Here is a 14,431-nt window from a genome sequence, read left to right as displayed (position 1 = left end):
GGCGCTCAGAAGGTCTCGGCTTCGCCGTCGTCGCCCGTGCCGCGCACGGCCGCGGCCACGCGCTTCCAGCGGGTCTGCAGCGTGCCGTCGAGTTCGCCGTTGGCGGACTGCACGCGGCAGCCGCCGCGTTCGATGTGGTCGTCGGCGCGCATCTGCCAGCCGGCGGCCTCGATCTCCTCGCCCAGGCTGTTGCGCACGAGCGCAACGTCGTCGGGGTGCAGCAGCAGGCGCGGTTCGCCGCGCAGCGCGGGCTCGGTGTTGAGCAGGTCGCGCACCACCGGCAGCACCCATTCGGGCTCGGTCTTCAGCGTGCGGTGCACCACCTGGCGCGCCACGTCGAGCGCAAGCGCGAGCACGGCCTCGGCCAGTTCGCTCTCTGCGCGCTGCAGGGCGTCGGGCAGCGACTGCGCCAGCGCGCGCAGGCGTTCAGCGTGCACGCTGGCGGCGGCGAGGCCGGTCGCCAGGCCTTCGGTGTGGCCGACCTTGCGGCCTTCGGCCAGGCCCGCGGCGCGGCCCTCGGCTTCGCCGGCGGCGCGCGCGTCCTTGCGGATGCGGGCCAGCTCGGCCAGGTCGATCTTGGGTGCGGGCGGCGGCGCGGGCGGCAGGGCGCTGCCGTTGGCATTGCCGTGGGCGTTGCGTTCGGTGGCCTTGCGCCGCTCGGGCGTCTTGCCGCCGTCGAGCGTGCCCATTTCCCAGCGCTCCCATGCCGAGAGCGCGGGAACGCTGGCGGCGGCCGCGTGGCGCGCGGCGGCCTGGATGGCGGCGAGGCGTTCGCGCGATTCGCCGAACGCGCGGGTGGTGTCAGACGAAGTCATCGGTGCCAGGCGCCGCAATCACGATTTCGCCGGCCTCCGCCAGACGGCGGGCGACCTGCAGGATGGCCTTCTGTTCGGTCTCGACCTGCGAGACGCGCACGGGGCCGCGCAGTTCCATGTCCTCGCGCAGCGTCTCGGCGGCGCGTTGCGACATGTTGTTGAGGAACTTGTCGCGCAGCTCCATCGGCGCGCCCTTGAGCGCGATGATGAGCGAGTCGGACTCGATGTCCTTGAGCAGGCGCTGGATGCTGCGGTCTTCCAGGCCCAGCAGGTTCTCGAACACGAACATCTCGTCGACGATGCGCTGTGCCAGCGCCTCGTCCTTCTCGCGGACGTGGGCGATGGCTTCTTCTTCGACCGCGGTGCTCATGAGGTTGACGATCTCGGCCGCCGCGCGCACGCCGCCCAGGCGGCTGCGCCGCACGCCCTGGCCCGCGAGCATTTCGGTCAGCACGTCGGTCAGCTCCTTCAGCGCGGACGGCTGCACGCCGCCGAGCGTCGCCACGCGCATGATCACGTCGTGGCGCAGGCGCGTGGGCAGCTTCTCCAGCACTTCGGAAGCCTTCATGCGGTCCAGGTGAACCACCAGCGTCGCGAGGATCTGCGGATGCTCGTCGCGGATGAGCTCGGCCACCTCGCCGGCCTCGAGTTCGTTGAGCCGCTCGATGCCGCCGCGCGGCTCGTCGGGCTGCAGGATGTCTTCCAGCAGGTTGCTCGCGCGGTCGTCGCCCAGCGCCTTCTTCAGCACGGCGCGGATGTAGCTGGTGGAGCCCAGGTGCAGGGCCGACAGCTGCTCGGTCTCTTCGCGGAACTCGGCCAGCACGGATGCCAGCTCCTCCTTGGAGACGGAGGTCAGCTTGGACATCGCCAGGCCCAGTGCCTGCACCTCGGAGGTGGGCAGCTGGTGCAGTGCGGCGGCCGCGCGGTCTTCGCCCAGCGCCATCAGCAAGATGGCGCTCTTGCGGGTTCCCAGTTCGCTACTCATCGGTGTTCATCCAGTGCTGGATCAGGGCGGCCACCAGCTTCGGATCCTTGTCGGCGAGCTGGTGGGCATAGTCCATGTCGGCCTTCTTGCGGCTGGCCTCGCGTTCGCGCAGGCTCTCCTCGGCGGACGGCGTGTCGGGGTCGGGCGCGGCGGCCGGCTCGACGGCGGCCACGGGGACCGGTGCCGGCGCGGCGGGCGCATGGCGGCGCGTCAGCGGCCGCAGCACGGCCAGCCAGGCGAACAGCGCGATCAGCGCATACAGCAGGTACTGGCCCACCGTCTTGCCGATCTCGATGTTCTCGCGGTCGCGCCAGAACGGTACTTCGGGCGCGGGGCCGCTGTCGGCGTCGCGGGCGAAGGCGCTGTTGACCACGTTGAGCGAGTCGCCGCGGTCCTGGCTGAAGCCCATGGCTTCCTTCGCCAGGTTGCGGATCTGCTCCAGCTCGGCGGGCGTGAGCGCGCGGCTGTTGACCTTGCCGGCGGCATCGACCGCGTCGCGGTTGTTCACGACCACCGCGACCGACAGCCGCTTCACGCCGCCGGCGGCCTGCTGCACGTGGCGGATGGTGCGGTCGAGTTCGTAGTTGGTGGTGGTGTCCTTGCGGGTGCTGCTCGGGCCGGTGGCCGCGCCCGCGGTGGAGGCGGTGGTCGCACCTTGTGCGCCCTGGGCGCCGGGGGTGCCGGGGGTGCCGGGCGCACCGGGCGCGCCGGGTGGCGGCGTGCCGGGGGCGTTGGGCGCGCGCGGGCCGACGATGGGTGCCGTCGGGTTCACCGGCGGCTGGTTGGTCAGGGCGCCGGGCACGCCGCCGGGCGGGGCGCCGTTGTGCTGCGCCGACTCGCTCGACTGCTGGCTGCGCACGGCGGCCTGCGACGGGTCCTGGTTGGGCTTGTACTTCTCGTCGGTGTGCTCGACCACCGAAAAGTCGATGTCGGCCGCGACCTGGGCGCGCACGTTGTTCGCGCCCACGATGGGTTGCAGGATGGCCTCGATGCGGCGGATGTAGTTCTGCTCGATCTCCTGCGCATACTTGAGCTGGCTCACGTCCAGCCCGCGCTCGGTGCCGCGCGCGGAAGACAGCAGGTTGCCGCGCTGGTCGACCACGGTCACGCTCTTGGCGTCCAGGTCGGGCACGCTGCTGGAGACCATGTGCACGATGGCGCTGACCTGGCCTTCGTCGATGCTGCGCCCGCGCATCAGGTTCAGCACCACGGAGGCCGAAGGCTTCTTCTGGTCGCGCACGAACAGCGACGGCTTGGGCAGCGCCAGGTGCACCCGGGCCGACTCGATGCTGCCGATGGATTCGATGGAGCGCGCCAGCTCTCCTTCCAGCCCGCGCTGGTAGTTGATCTGCTCGGCGAACTGGCTGGTGCCGAACTTCTGGTTGTCCATCAGTTCGAAGCCGACGCCGCCGGCCTTGGGCAGGCCCTGTGCCGCGAGCTTGAGGCGCGTTTCCGCGACCTTGTCGCCGGCGATCAGGATCGCGCCGCCGCCATCGGCGAACTTGTAGGGAACGTTCATCTGCTGCAGCGACGCGATGATCGCGCCGCCGTCGCGGTCCGACACATTGGTATAGAGCACCTTGTAGTCGGGCGTGCGGCTCCACAGCACGAACGCGGCGGCCGCGGCCACCAGGGCCGCGCCGCCGACGATCAGCGGCAGCTTCGGCTGCGCGCGCAGGCGTTCCAGGATCGGTGGCAGGCCGTTGCCGGCCGCCGGCGGCTCGCCGGCGGGTGCCGCCGTGCTCATGCGGGCACCTTGGTCATGGCCGGGCGGCCGCAGGGGTCGAGAGCCATGTCGAGAGAAGAAATTCGGTGTTGAGATGTCATTCCGGGTGGCCGGTGATGTCGTCCGCGGCCTGTTCGTTTCGCGAACGATTGTCAACAGACGCAAGGAATTCGATCGGTCGAACAGCCGGGGTTTTTGCCCTCAGTTGGGCGCTTGAATCCGGGTCTTCCCTTGATACGCTGCGTGCCGGCCGAGGGGCTTTGGTCCCTCCTTGTCAAGTCACGCAGAAGTGTTCAAAGAGAAAGAACCCAGCCATGTCGATCAGCGCCATCGAATCCGTCCTGCAGCAGATGCGCGTCACCGCGCTCAACACCGGCATCGCGCCCGCGAGCGCCGCGCCCGCCGAGGCAGGCGGCGGCTTTGCCGCGGAGCTGAAGCGCTCGCTCGCCAACATCAGCAACGCCCAGCAAGGCGCCTATGCGCAGGCCGAGTCCTTCGAAATGGGCAAGCCGGGCGTGGCGCTCAACGACGTGATGGTCGACCTGCAGAAGGCCAACGTGGCGTTCCAGACCGGATTGCAGGTGCGCAACCGCCTGGTGGGCGCCTACCAGGAGGTGATGAGCCTGCAGGCCTGATGGCGGGAGGTTGTGGCCCCCGGCGGTCCTGGTGAACTTTTTTGTGCGCCGCCCTAAATGTTTGAAAGCTCCGGCCGATAACCAAATCAACGATGGCTTGAGTCTCACAGTGGAAGCGGGTCCAGCGTTACGGCCGAAAGCCGGAGTCCACAACCTTTTTTCATCAATCAGGAGTCGAACATGGCGCAAGTCATCAACACGAACAGCCTTTCTCTGCTCACGCAGAACAACCTGAACAAGTCGCAGTCGGCCTTGAACAGCGCCATCGAGCGCCTGTCGTCCGGCATGCGCATCAACAGCGCCAAGGACGATGCAGCCGGCCAGGCCATCGCCAACCGCTTCACGGCCAACATCAAGGGCCTGACGCAAGCAACGCGCAACGCCAACGACGGCATCTCGATCGCTCAGACGACCGAAGGCGCGCTGACCGAAGTCAACAACAACCTGCAGCGCATCCGCGAACTGTCGGTGCAAGCCGGCACGGGCACGAACTCGGCGACCGACCTGGACTCGATCCAGGGTGAAATCACCCAGCGCCTGAACGAAATCAACCGCGTGTCGGAACAGACCCAGTTCAACGGCGTGAAGGTCCTGTCGGCCAACGCCGGCAAGCTGACCGTGCAAGTCGGCGCGAACGATGGCGAAACCATTGACATCGACCTGCAGGAAATCAGCGCCAAGACCCTGGGCCTGGACGGCTTCAACGTCAACGGCAAGGGCGTTTCCGCCAACGTCAAGGCCAACGTCAACGACCTGACCAAGGCTGGCGCCACCGGCACGGGCCCCTACACCGTGACGACCAGCTTCGCCAAGGTGACGGCCGAGCAGGCAGTCGACGCCATGCAGGACGGCAACACCGCCGTCGTGGGTGCGACCACCTACAAGTACGACGCTACCGCCGGCAACTTCACGACGACCGCCACGGTCGCCACCGGCGCGCCCACCACGGCTTTCGCCGCGACGCTGCTGCCGACGGCCGGCAACAAGTACTCCGGCACGTTCACGGGTGCCAGCGGCTCCACGAACTTCGAAGTCGACAGCGCCGGCGCGATCACGATCGGCGGCCAGGCAGCCTACATCTCCGGCGGCAACCTGACGACCAACAACGTCGGCGCTCCCCCGGCCGCCACCGCTGCAACGCTGTTCGGCGGTGCCGACACCGGCGCCGGCGCTTCGAGCATCAAGCTCAACGGCACGACCTACAACTTCGCTGCTGGCGCCAACTCCGGCTTCACGTACACCAAGACGGTGTCGAAGGACGACGTCAAGACCGCCGTTGCCGGCGCTGCTTCCACGGTCAACCTCGGCCAGGGCATCTTCGCCTCGACCGTGACGTTCGCTGCGGCCGGTGGCCAGTCCAGCGACACGTACATGGACAACGACAAGGCAATGACCAAGACCGCGTCGTACACCACCGACTACGCAGTCAACGCGGTCAACGGCGAAGTGACCGTTGCCTCGACGACCGGTACCGGCAAGTACGCCGCACAGGTCGGCGCCACGGCATACATCAACTCGGCCGGCAAGCTGACCACGGACACGACCAGCAAGGGCACGAAGACGACCGACCCGCTGGCTGCCCTGGACGCGGCCCTGGCCAAGGTCGACACGCTGCGCGGCTCGCTGGGCGCGGTGCAGAACCGTTTCGACTCCGTGATCGCCAACCTCGGCACCACGGTGACCAACCTGTCGTCGTCGCGTTCGCGCATCCAGGACGCCGACTACGCGGTCGAAGTGTCGAACATGACGCGCGCCCAGATCCTGCAGCAAGCAGGTACCTCGGTGCTGTCGCAAGCCAACCAGACCACGCAAGGCGTGCTGTCGCTCCTGCGTTGATCGACAAGGCTTAGTTAGCCAGCAACAGCAAGGAAAAGCCGGGCCCCTCCCGCAAGGGTGGGGTCCGGTGGGCGCAGGCAACCGGGGCAAGCCGGAGCCGCCTGCGCTGTCCTCTGCGGCCATGCCCCGACAGGCGAGGCCGCAGAGCACAGCGAACCCAGCAAGACAAGGTGGAAATGATGTTGAACCCCGTGCCGGCGAACTCCGTGAAAGAAAGCCAGTGGACGCAACTGCTCCTCGGTGACGTTGCGGGTGCGGGTGCGCGCGGCGCGGCCACGGCCGAGAAGGACGACGCGAAGGAACAGGCGACGCCGGTGCAGGTGGAGCAGGCGGTGCGCCAGGTGAACAAGGCGCTCTCGCTTCGCGAGGTTGGCCTGAGCTTCGAGGTCGACAAGGACACCGACAAAGTCATCGTCAAGGTGGTGGACCGCGCCAGCGGCGAGGTCATCCGCCAGATCCCCAATGAAGAAGTCGTGCGCATGGCGAAGCTGATGAGCGACGGCAAAGGCCTCCTGGTGGACCACGCGGCCTGAGGCCGCGGCACACCGGTTTCTCCAGCGACGGCAATCAACTACACGACAGGAAAGCAATCACATGGCAACCATCACCAGTCTCGGCGTCGGCGCCAATCTCGACCTCGCAACCCTGCTCACGAAACTCGAGACGGCCGAGAGCCAGCCGCTGGTGGCGTTGCAGGCCAAGGCAAAGAGCTACACGAGCAAGCTGTCGGCCTACGGCACGATCCAGAGCGCGCTCGGCACGCTGCAGGCGGCCGCCAAGAAGCTGGGCGACCCGACGCTGTTCCAGAGCGTGACCGGCACGCCCACGGTCAGCGGCATTCTTTCCGCGTCTTCCACCGACGTGAGCTCGGCCGGCAGCTACACCATCGACGTGTCGCAGCTCGCGCAGGCGCAGACCCTGGTGAGCGCGGGCCAGGTCGATACCAAGACCGCCATCGGCAGCGGCAAGATCACCATCGACTTCGGCGCCATCACCGGCGGCACGCTCAATGCCGCGACCGGCCAGTACACCGGCGCCGCCTTCACCGCGGATGCGAGCCAGCCCGCCAAGTCGATCACCATCGATTCGAGCAACAACACGCTCGAAGGAATCCGCAAGGCGATCAACGACGCCAACGCCGGCGTGACCGCGGCGATCGTGAGCGACGGCAGCGGCGCGCCCAACCGCCTGGTGCTGACTTCCACGGCGACCGGCGAGAAGTCGAGCATGCGCATCTCGGTGGACGGCGACGCGGCGCTGCAGGGCCTGCTGAACAACGACCCGGCCGGCACGCAGAACCTGAAGCAGACGGCGGCGGCGCAGAACGCCAAGCTCAACGTCAACGGCATCGACGTGACCAGCGCGACCAACACCGTCAAGGACGCCATCCAGGGCACCACGCTCACGCTGGTGGGCACCGGCAAGACCGGCCTGGCGATGAAGGAGAACTCGGCCGGCGTGAAGACGGCGATCAACGATTTCGTGAAGGCCTACAACAGCCTGCAGAGCACCGCCAAGACGCTCACCGCCTACGACGCGACCACCAAGACGGCCGCCGCGCTGGTGGGCGACAGCACGCTGCGCAACCTGCAGACGCGCATCCGCCAGGCGCTCACCACGCCGCAGGCCGGCGGCGTGAACGACATGAAGGTGCTCACCGAGATCGGCGTGGCCTTCCAGAAGGACGGCACCCTGGCCGTGGACTCCGACAAGCTCGACAAGGCCCTGGGCGCCAACCTGAAGGGCGTGGCCAACCTGTTCTCCAGCGCGACTGGCAGCACGGGCGGCTACGGCAAGCAGATCGACGCGATCGTGACCGACCTCAACGCCAACGCCCTGAAGGTGGCCAGCGACGGTGTGACCTCGACGATCAAGAAGCTCGACGACCAGTACGACGCGATGCAGGTGCGCGTGGACTCCACGGTCGACCGTTACCGCAAGCAGTTCAACCAGCTCGACGTGCTGATCGGCAAGCTGAACAACACCAAGAGCTACCTCACGCAGCAGTTCGACGCGCTGACCAAGAGCAGCAAGTAAGCGGCGCAGAAGACGCAGACCCATCCGGAGCAACCGCAGATGTACACCTCTCACAACATGCGCACCGGCGCCGGCGCTTATGCGCGCGTCGGCGTGGAAACGAGCGTGATGAGCGCGTCGCCGCACCAGCTCATCGTCATGCTTTTCGACGGCGCCAAGACCGCCATCGGCATGGCCAGGCATCACATGGCGGCCGGCGAGATCGAAGCCAAGGGCAAGGCGATCTCCAAGGCCATCGGCATCGTGGACAACGGCCTGAAGGCCGGCCTCGATGCACAGGCAGCCGGCGAGGCCGGTGCCGAACTCGTGGGCAACCTGTCGGCGCTGTACGACTACATCGTCCAGCGTCTGTTCCGGGCCAACCTGCACAACGACGTGCAGGCCCTGGACGAGGCCGACCGGCTGCTCGAGAACATCGCTTCCGCCTGGCGGGAAATCGATGACCGGGCCCGCGGCTGATCCGCGACAGCAATTGAAGACAGGGAAAGACAGGGAAAAGATGGTAGTCCGGAGTGAGATCGTTCATTGCTACGAGGAGCTTGCCTCCAGCGTCTCTCTGATGCTGGAACTCGCACGCGACAAGGATTGGGGCCGGCTGCCCGAGCTCGAGGCCCGCTGCTCGGCCATCGTCGACCGGCTCAAGGTCATCGAGCCCATCGGGACGCTGGAGGCGGTGGAAGTCGAGCGGGTCCTGTATCTGCTCGACCGCATCCGCGCCGAGCAGACCGAGGTGTCGGAACTGATCAAGCCGCAGCTCGATGAGCTCATCAGCCGCATGGGCTATCTCAGCCAGCAGAAGAATCTGGGCAGGGCCTACGGGCTGACGCACTGATGGCTGCCTGAGAAAAGAAGCGTCGCGACCATGAGTGCACTTGCCGGACTTGTCGATGCATTGCTGGCCGCCCGGCTGACGCCGCGGCTGGACGTGCTCGGCATCAAGCCCGAGACCACCATCGGTGCTCCGGGCCCGGCCATTGCGGTCGGCAAGGTCGCGAACGATGTGCGGCTGCCCTCCAACGCGGCGCTCGACCGGCAGATTCCGGCCGGGAGCCCGGGCGGGGCGGCGCATGCGTCTTCCGGCGCGGGGCCCTCGGCCGCGACGCAGCTTTCGCTGGCGGCGCGCGTGATCGGCGCCGTGCTGGCCGACCTGCAGGCTGAGCCGGGGCCGGTGCGCGGCGCCGCGCCGTTGTCGGCGGCCCGGCAGCCCGCGACCGCCCAGGCGCTGGCGGGCACGCTGGCGCAGACGGTGTCGAACAGCGGGCTCTTCTACGAGTCGCACCTCGCGGAGTTCGCCGCGGGCGGACGATCGCTGGCGCAGATGGCGCAGGAGCCTCAGGCGAAGTGGTCGGTGCCGTTGGCCGCCGCTGCCGCCAGACCGGCGGCTGCGGCTGCAGCTGCCGTGGCGCAAGCCGTGCTGGCCGACATGCCAGAGATCGCGCCTGCAACGGCGGCGGCTGCCGGAGCACCCGCTGCCGCGGCGGCACAAACGCCGGCCGCCGTGCCTGCCGCAATGTCGCCGAATGCGCCCGCCACCGCCGCTGCGACGGCTGATGCCAAACCGAATCCAGATGGTTCCGTACCTTCTGGTATGCCCGGCAAGAGCGACGCTTCCGGCGCGGCCGACGCCTCGCCATCCGCCGATGCCGCGCGCGTGCAAGCGGCCTATCGCCAGCCTGGTGCCGCGACTGCCGATGCCATGCAGGCGCATCGCGCGAGCCAGGCGGAAGCCGCGCGCCAGTCCGACAGCCAGGCCGCTCCGCCTGCTTCGCGCAGCGCGAACAGCGCCGAAGTGATCCATCCGCAAGCGGTGGCGCTCGTGCACCAGCAGCTCGATCTGCTGGCGAGCGCCAATTTCCGCTGGAGCGGGCAGGCCTGGCCCGATGTGCCGATGTCATGGTCGATCGAGGAAGAACAGCGCCAGCCCGACGCGCGTGGCGGCGCCGATCCGCAAGACGAGGCCACGCGCCGCTGGTCCACCACCGTGTCGCTGGTGCTGCCGCGCCTGGGCGAGGTCGACCTGCGCCTGAGCCTGGCGGGCGCCAGCGTGCAGGCACACCTGTCCGCCCGCGAGGCCGACACCATGGCGCGCCTGCGGGACGACGCCGGCCGGCTGACCCAGCGTTTCGAGGCCGCCGGCCTGCAGCTGCAGCAGTTGCAGGTCACGGCGAAGGCTTATGCATGAACGGCGCGCCTGCCAACCGCAACAGCGCGGTCGCGCTGTCGTATGCGGACAAGACCAAGGCACCCGTCGTCGTGGCCAAGGGCTACGGCGTGGTCGCCGAGTCGATCATGCGCCAGGCGCGCGAGAACGGGCTGTATGTGCACGCGTCCGCGGACCTCGTGAGGCTCCTGATGCAGGTCAACCTCGACCAGCAGATCCCGCCGCAGCTCTACCGAGCGGTTGCCGAAGTGATGGCATGGATATATGGCCTGGAGGGCCAGGGCGAGTCGCAAGCCGGACACCAAATCGAAACATGATCTATTCGAATGGCTGCATTTACGCAGCACTCAAATAATTAATTTCCAATTCACATGTTACACATGTAATAGTATTTTTCAATACGGTTTGCAAGATGAATGAATTATGGACGAAAAGGGCTCTCGGTAACACTTGGTTTCAGTGCCGGGAATCGCTTGCGTCCAACATGGATTCCCTCTCTGTACGAGGGAGAGACCCTTCGCTGTTGTCAGATTTTTCCTACATTTTTTGCCGAGATTCTTAGCAGATACTTCAAAGTGTAAAACTTTGTGTATATAATGTATACACGATTGATTGGAGCACGGAGTGGACGTGAAATCGGAAATGGAAATAGACGTGGAAAATTGCAATCCCAGTGCAAACGGTGTGATTTCTAAGGAAATCGGCGAGATTAATCTGGCCTATATGCTGCTTGCCCAGAAGCTGGTCAAACAAGACCGGGCAGAGGCTATGTTTCGCCTCGGAGTGGGGCGCGAACTCGCCGATCTGCTGGCGAACATGTCGCTCAGCCAGATCGTCAAGCTGGCTGCATCCAACTTTCTGTTGTGCAGCTTCAGGCTCGACGACAGGCCGATGTTCGCGGTGGTCGGCGAAGGCAAGGAGCCCGCGCTCCAGCAGGCGCACATGTCGATCCTGATGGCCGCGCGCCAGGCGCAGTCGCAGGCGGCATCGGCATCGCAGATGCGCGAACCTGGAGCGGCGGCCGCATGACCCGCAAGAGCGTCCTTGGCGAAGTCCGAGAGGTGCAGCTCGCTGTCGAGCTGATCGGGCTGGGCGCCCGCCTGCAGTTCCTGGAAGCTGCCGTCGCGTTGAGCCGGGAGCGCTTGATCCGCCTGTACAAGGAACTCAAGGGCGTCTCGCCGCCCAAGGGCCTGCTGCCGTTCTCTACCGACTGGTACATGACCTGGCTGGCCAACATCCACTCGTCGATGTTCTACAACATCTACCGCTTCATGCTCGACGAGGCGGACGAGAGCGAACTGCCCGCGCTCATCAAGGCCTACCGCCTCTACACCGAGCAGGTCGGCTCGCAGGGCGGCGAGGTGGTGCTCGATTTCACCCGCGCCGAGACGATGGTGCGTTTCTTCGACAGCGACATGCTGCAGCTGAGCACCTGCTGCCGGTGCGGCGGCCACTTCGTGGCGCATGCGCACGACAACAAGAACGGTTATGTGTGTGTCCTGTGCCGTCCGCCTTCGCGCGCGGGCAAGGCACGGAAGCCCAAGGTCGCCGAAGTGCGGCGGGGCGGACTGATCTCCGTGGGACCGGTGCTCGACATCGGGGGCGCGGTCTAGGTAGGCACCCTGCGCCACGGCACGGGGTTTTTGGTTTGACGCCCAAGGGCGATAGGGGAAGCGCGTGCTGGTTCTGGTTGGATATCTCGTGGTGATCGGTGCCGTGTTCGGGGGCTATGCCCTCATGGGCGGGCACTTCGGCGTCCTGTTCCAGCCGGTGGAGTTGCTCATGATCGGCGGCTCCGCGCTGGGTGCCTTCATTGCCGGCAACAACGGCAAGACCATCAAGGCGACCATCAAGGAGCTGCCGCTGCTGCTGCGCTCCTCCAAGCACAACCGCCAGCTCTACATGGACCTGCTGGCGCTGCTGTACGAGCTGCTCGCCAAGGCCCGCAAGGAGGGCATGATGAAGCTGGAGGCCGACGTCGAGGACCCGGGCTCGAGCGAAATCTTCCTGCGCTATCCGAACATCCTGGCGCACGAGGGCATCACCGTCTTCCTGTGCGACTACCTGCGCCTGGTCATCAGCGGCAACACCGACGCGCACGAGATCGAGGCGCTCATGGACCACGAGATCGAGACCATCCGCCACGAGGCCGAAGTGCCTGGCCACAGCCTCTCGCGCGTGGCCGACGCGTTGCCCGCGCTGGGCATCGTCGCCGCCGTGATGGGCGTGGTGCACGCGCTCGCCTCGGCCGACCTGCCGCCTTCGGAAATGGGCGCGCTCATTGCCCACGCGATGGTCGGCACCTTCCTGGGCGTGCTGCTGGCGTACGGCTTCGTGTCGCCGCTGGCCACGCTGGTCGAACAGAAGGTGGAAGAGGGCATGAAGATCTACCAGTGCGCCAAGGTCACGCTGCTGGCCAGCCTCAACGGCTACGCGCCGCAGCTTGCGGTGGAGTTCGGCCGCAAGGTGCTTTTCTCGACGGAGCGCCCGTCGTTCACCGAGCTGGACGACCACGTCCGCGAGGTCAAGGCGCGCTGACGCCCCGCCCAGAGAAGAGCGAACAAGCGAGCGACCATGAGCGAAGGCAAGCCCCAGATCATCATCAAGCACGTCCACAAGGGCGGGGGCGGCGGCCATCACGGCGGCGGCTGGAAGATCGCGTATGCCGACTTCATGACGGCCATGATGGCTTTCTTCCTGGTCATGTGGCTGTTGTCCATCTCCAGCCCCAAGCAGCGCGAAGGCATTGCCGAGCACTTCCGCATGCCGCTGCGCGTGGCGATGCACGGCGGCGACAAGGCCAGCCTGAGCTCCAGCATGATCCCCGGCGGCGGCGCCGACGTGATGCATGTCGAGGGCGAGGTCAAGCAGTCCGACGCCGAGGAAGAAGCCGACGCGAACCGCCTGGCCGCGATGAAGAAGCAGCTCGACGAGCTGATTGAGAAGAGCCCGGTGTTCCGGCAGTTCCGCTCGCAGATCCTGATCGACATCACCACCGAGGGGCTGCGCCTGCAGATCGTCGACACGGAGAACCGCCCGATGTTCGAGCTGGCCAGCGCCCGCGTGGTGCCGCACATGCGCGCCATCCTGCGCGAGCTGGCGCCGGTGCTCAACGGCCTGCCCAACAAGCTCACGCTGTCGGGCCACACCGACGCCATCGTCTACGCCAACGACAAGACCTACGGCAACTGGGAGCTGTCGGCCGACCGTGCCAACGCTTCGCGCCGCGAGCTCGTGGCCGGCGGCATGGTCGAGGGCAAGGTGCTGCGCGTGATCGGCCTGGCCGACAGCATGCACCTGGACCGCGCCGACCCGCGCAACCCGATCAACCGGCGCATCAGCATCATCCTGCTCAACCACAAGACCCAGGAACGCATCGAGCGCGAGAACAGCAGCGACGGCGGCAGCAGCACGCGTGTCGGCAAGCTGCCTCCCGCGAACAGCGCGCCCAAGGCCGCGGCGACGACGGAATAACAACGCAGACAACCCAAGGGGACGGCGCCAGCGCCGGCCCGGAGCAACGAGATGGACCTCAGTCAATTCACCCAGGCATTCTTCGTCGAAGCCATCGAGCTTCTCGCGGAGATGGAGCAACTGCTGCTGGAGCTCGACGTCGAGTCTCCCGACAGCGAGCAGCTCAATGCCATCTTCCGCGCCGCGCACTCCATCAAGGGCGGTGCGGCGACGTTCGGTTTCACCGCCTTGACCAACACCACGCACGTGCTCGAAACGCTTCTGGACCGCGCCCGCCACGGGCAGCTGAGCCTGAACGGTCGAATGATCGATGCATTTCTGGAAACGAAGGACGCCTTGCAAGAACAACTCACCGCATACCAGGCCGGCCAGGAGCCGAACCCTGACATGGTCGCGCACATCTGCGGCGTGCTTCAGCAACTCGCGCTGGAAAGCGGCGACGAAAGCCTTGCGGCGCATGCTGCCGCCACGGCGGCGGCACCCGCGCCCGCAGCGGCTCCGGCGCCCGCCGCGGTGCCGGCCGAGGCCGCCGCACCCGCCGGCGGCGGCGTGCTGCGCATCCGCTTCGCCCGCCTCTCCGACAGCGAATGCGACCTGCTCGCCGGCGAGCTCTCCAACCTCGGCAATGTGGTGTCGCGCACGCGCACCAACGACCAGCTGACGGTGCTGCTCGAGACCACCTGCGACCCCGACGACATCGTCGCCGTGTGCTGCTTCGTCATCGACGAATCGCAGATCGACATTACGCGCGAAGCGGCCGGC

The 14,431-nt window shown here is 66.9% G+C and carries 16 protein-coding genes; 13 read left to right on the top strand and 3 right to left on the bottom strand.

Annotated elements, in window-relative coordinates; translation table 11 throughout:
• Nucleotides 1-5 precede the first annotated feature (5 nt).
• From fliH to fliF, 3 genes are read right to left on the bottom strand one after another with little or no spacing between them, the layout of a single operon-like run.
• Nucleotides 6-815, bottom strand: coding sequence for a flagellar assembly protein FliH (fliH, locus tag QRN67_RS32600; protein WP_081271456.1), 810 nt, complete (start codon nt 813-815; stop codon nt 6-8).
• Nucleotides 802-1,800 carry a flagellar motor switch protein FliG gene (fliG, locus tag QRN67_RS32595; RefSeq protein ID WP_081271455.1) on the bottom strand — a complete coding sequence of 333 codons (999 nt, stop codon included), beginning with the start codon at nt 1,798-1,800 and terminating at the stop codon, nt 802-804. Before fliG ends, fliH begins: the two co-directional genes overlap by 14 nt.
• Nucleotides 1,793-3,547: a flagellar basal-body MS-ring/collar protein FliF gene (gene fliF, locus QRN67_RS32590; RefSeq protein ID WP_285415163.1), complete on the bottom strand. Its 1,755-nt coding sequence runs from the start codon at nt 3,545-3,547 to the stop codon at nt 1,793-1,795. The genes fliG and fliF overlap by 8 nt, the downstream gene beginning before the upstream one ends.
• Before the next feature lie 293 nt (nt 3,548-3,840).
• On the opposite strand from fliF, the gene fliE reads away from it, so the two are divergent.
• From fliE to QRN67_RS32525, 13 genes are all read left to right on the top strand, one after another.
• Nucleotides 3,841-4,161: a flagellar hook-basal body complex protein FliE gene (gene fliE / locus QRN67_RS32585; protein WP_081271454.1), complete on the top strand. Its 321-nt coding sequence runs from the start codon at nt 3,841-3,843 to the stop codon at nt 4,159-4,161.
• Nucleotides 4,162-4,341: 180 nt separating this feature from the next.
• Complete coding sequence (locus tag QRN67_RS32580; RefSeq protein ID WP_081271453.1) at nt 4,342-5,997, top strand: FliC/FljB family flagellin; 1,656 nt, start codon at nt 4,342-4,344, stop codon at nt 5,995-5,997.
• A gap of 176 nt (nt 5,998-6,173) precedes the next feature.
• On the top strand, nt 6,174-6,530 hold the full coding sequence (locus QRN67_RS32575; RefSeq protein ID WP_081271452.1) for a flagellar protein FlaG: 357 nt from the start codon (nt 6,174-6,176) through the stop codon (nt 6,528-6,530).
• A gap of 61 nt (nt 6,531-6,591) precedes the next feature.
• Nucleotides 6,592-8,034 carry a flagellar filament capping protein FliD gene (gene fliD, locus QRN67_RS32570; RefSeq protein ID WP_081271451.1) on the top strand — a complete coding sequence of 481 codons (1,443 nt, stop codon included), beginning with the start codon at nt 6,592-6,594 and terminating at the stop codon, nt 8,032-8,034.
• 39 nt (nt 8,035-8,073) lie between these two features.
• On the top strand, nt 8,074-8,493 hold the full coding sequence (gene fliS, locus QRN67_RS32565; RefSeq protein WP_081271450.1) for a flagellar export chaperone FliS: 420 nt from the start codon (nt 8,074-8,076) through the stop codon (nt 8,491-8,493).
• Nucleotides 8,474-8,866: a flagellar protein FliT gene (locus QRN67_RS32560; protein WP_503010965.1), complete on the top strand. Its 393-nt coding sequence runs from the start codon at nt 8,474-8,476 to the stop codon at nt 8,864-8,866. The genes fliS and QRN67_RS32560 overlap by 20 nt, the downstream gene beginning before the upstream one ends.
• 30 nt (nt 8,867-8,896) lie before the next feature.
• Entirely contained in the window at nt 8,897-10,216 is a 1,320-nt protein-coding gene (gene fliK / locus QRN67_RS32555; protein WP_285415158.1) for a flagellar hook-length control protein FliK, read from the top strand.
• Nucleotides 10,213-10,512 carry an EscU/YscU/HrcU family type III secretion system export apparatus switch protein gene (locus QRN67_RS32550; RefSeq protein WP_285415156.1) on the top strand — a complete coding sequence of 100 codons (300 nt, stop codon included), beginning with the start codon at nt 10,213-10,215 and terminating at the stop codon, nt 10,510-10,512. Before fliK ends, QRN67_RS32550 begins: the two co-directional genes overlap by 4 nt.
• Before the next feature lie 325 nt (nt 10,513-10,837).
• Nucleotides 10,838-11,224 carry a flagellar transcriptional regulator FlhD gene (flhD, locus tag QRN67_RS32545; RefSeq protein WP_106937134.1) on the top strand — a complete coding sequence of 129 codons (387 nt, stop codon included), beginning with the start codon at nt 10,838-10,840 and terminating at the stop codon, nt 11,222-11,224.
• Complete coding sequence (flhC, locus tag QRN67_RS32540; RefSeq protein WP_081271448.1) at nt 11,221-11,808, top strand: flagellar transcriptional regulator FlhC; 588 nt, start codon at nt 11,221-11,223, stop codon at nt 11,806-11,808. The genes flhD and flhC overlap by 4 nt, the downstream gene beginning before the upstream one ends.
• A 64-nt stretch (nt 11,809-11,872) precedes the next feature.
• Nucleotides 11,873-12,733, top strand: a complete 861-nt coding sequence (gene motA, locus QRN67_RS32535) for a flagellar motor stator protein MotA (RefSeq protein ID WP_081271447.1) — start codon at nt 11,873-11,875, stop codon at nt 12,731-12,733.
• Between the two features lie 36 nt (nt 12,734-12,769).
• Nucleotides 12,770-13,669 carry a flagellar motor protein MotB gene (gene motB / locus QRN67_RS32530; protein WP_285415152.1) on the top strand — a complete coding sequence of 300 codons (900 nt, stop codon included), beginning with the start codon at nt 12,770-12,772 and terminating at the stop codon, nt 13,667-13,669.
• A gap of 51 nt (nt 13,670-13,720) precedes the next feature.
• Nucleotides 13,721-14,431, top strand: a 711-nt coding sequence (locus QRN67_RS32525; protein WP_285415151.1) for an Hpt domain-containing protein, incomplete at its 3' end; no start/stop codon positions are given.

This window comes from Variovorax sp. efr-133-TYG-130, assembly GCF_030208835.1.
In the GTDB taxonomy this organism is placed as follows: Bacteria; Pseudomonadota; Gammaproteobacteria; order Burkholderiales; family Burkholderiaceae_C; genus Variovorax.
The sequence above is the reverse complement of the archived record's forward strand: the minus strand, read 5'-3'. Positions and strand labels throughout refer to the sequence as shown.

Bases quoted from the DNA above. Each gene is read 5' to 3' on its own strand.
- flhC (WP_081271448.1), top strand. From the start codon at position 11,221: ATGACCCGCAAGAGCGTCCTTGGCGAAGTCCGAGAGGTGCAGCTCGCT.
- QRN67_RS32575 (WP_081271452.1), top strand. From the start codon at position 6,174: ATGATGTTGAACCCCGTGCCGGCGAACTCCGTGAAAGAAAGCCAGTGG.
- fliG (WP_081271455.1), bottom strand. From the start codon at position 1,800: ATGAGTAGCGAACTGGGAACCCGCAAGAGCGCCATCTTGCTGATGGCG.
- fliF (WP_285415163.1), bottom strand. From the start codon at position 3,547: ATGAGCACGGCGGCACCCGCCGGCGAGCCGCCGGCGGCCGGCAACGGC.
- fliS (WP_081271450.1), top strand. From the start codon at position 8,074: ATGTACACCTCTCACAACATGCGCACCGGCGCCGGCGCTTATGCGCGC.
- fliD (WP_081271451.1), top strand. From the start codon at position 6,592: ATGGCAACCATCACCAGTCTCGGCGTCGGCGCCAATCTCGACCTCGCA.
- flhD (WP_106937134.1), top strand. From the start codon at position 10,838: ATGGAAATAGACGTGGAAAATTGCAATCCCAGTGCAAACGGTGTGATT.
- fliH (WP_081271456.1), bottom strand. From the start codon at position 815: ATGACTTCGTCTGACACCACCCGCGCGTTCGGCGAATCGCGCGAACGC.
- QRN67_RS32560 (WP_503010965.1), top strand. From the start codon at position 8,474: ATGACCGGGCCCGCGGCTGATCCGCGACAGCAATTGAAGACAGGGAAA.
- fliE (WP_081271454.1), top strand. From the start codon at position 3,841: ATGTCGATCAGCGCCATCGAATCCGTCCTGCAGCAGATGCGCGTCACC.
- fliK (WP_285415158.1), top strand. From the start codon at position 8,897: ATGAGTGCACTTGCCGGACTTGTCGATGCATTGCTGGCCGCCCGGCTG.
- motB (WP_285415152.1), top strand. From the start codon at position 12,770: ATGAGCGAAGGCAAGCCCCAGATCATCATCAAGCACGTCCACAAGGGC.
- QRN67_RS32580 (WP_081271453.1), top strand. From the start codon at position 4,342: ATGGCGCAAGTCATCAACACGAACAGCCTTTCTCTGCTCACGCAGAAC.
- QRN67_RS32550 (WP_285415156.1), top strand. From the start codon at position 10,213: ATGAACGGCGCGCCTGCCAACCGCAACAGCGCGGTCGCGCTGTCGTAT.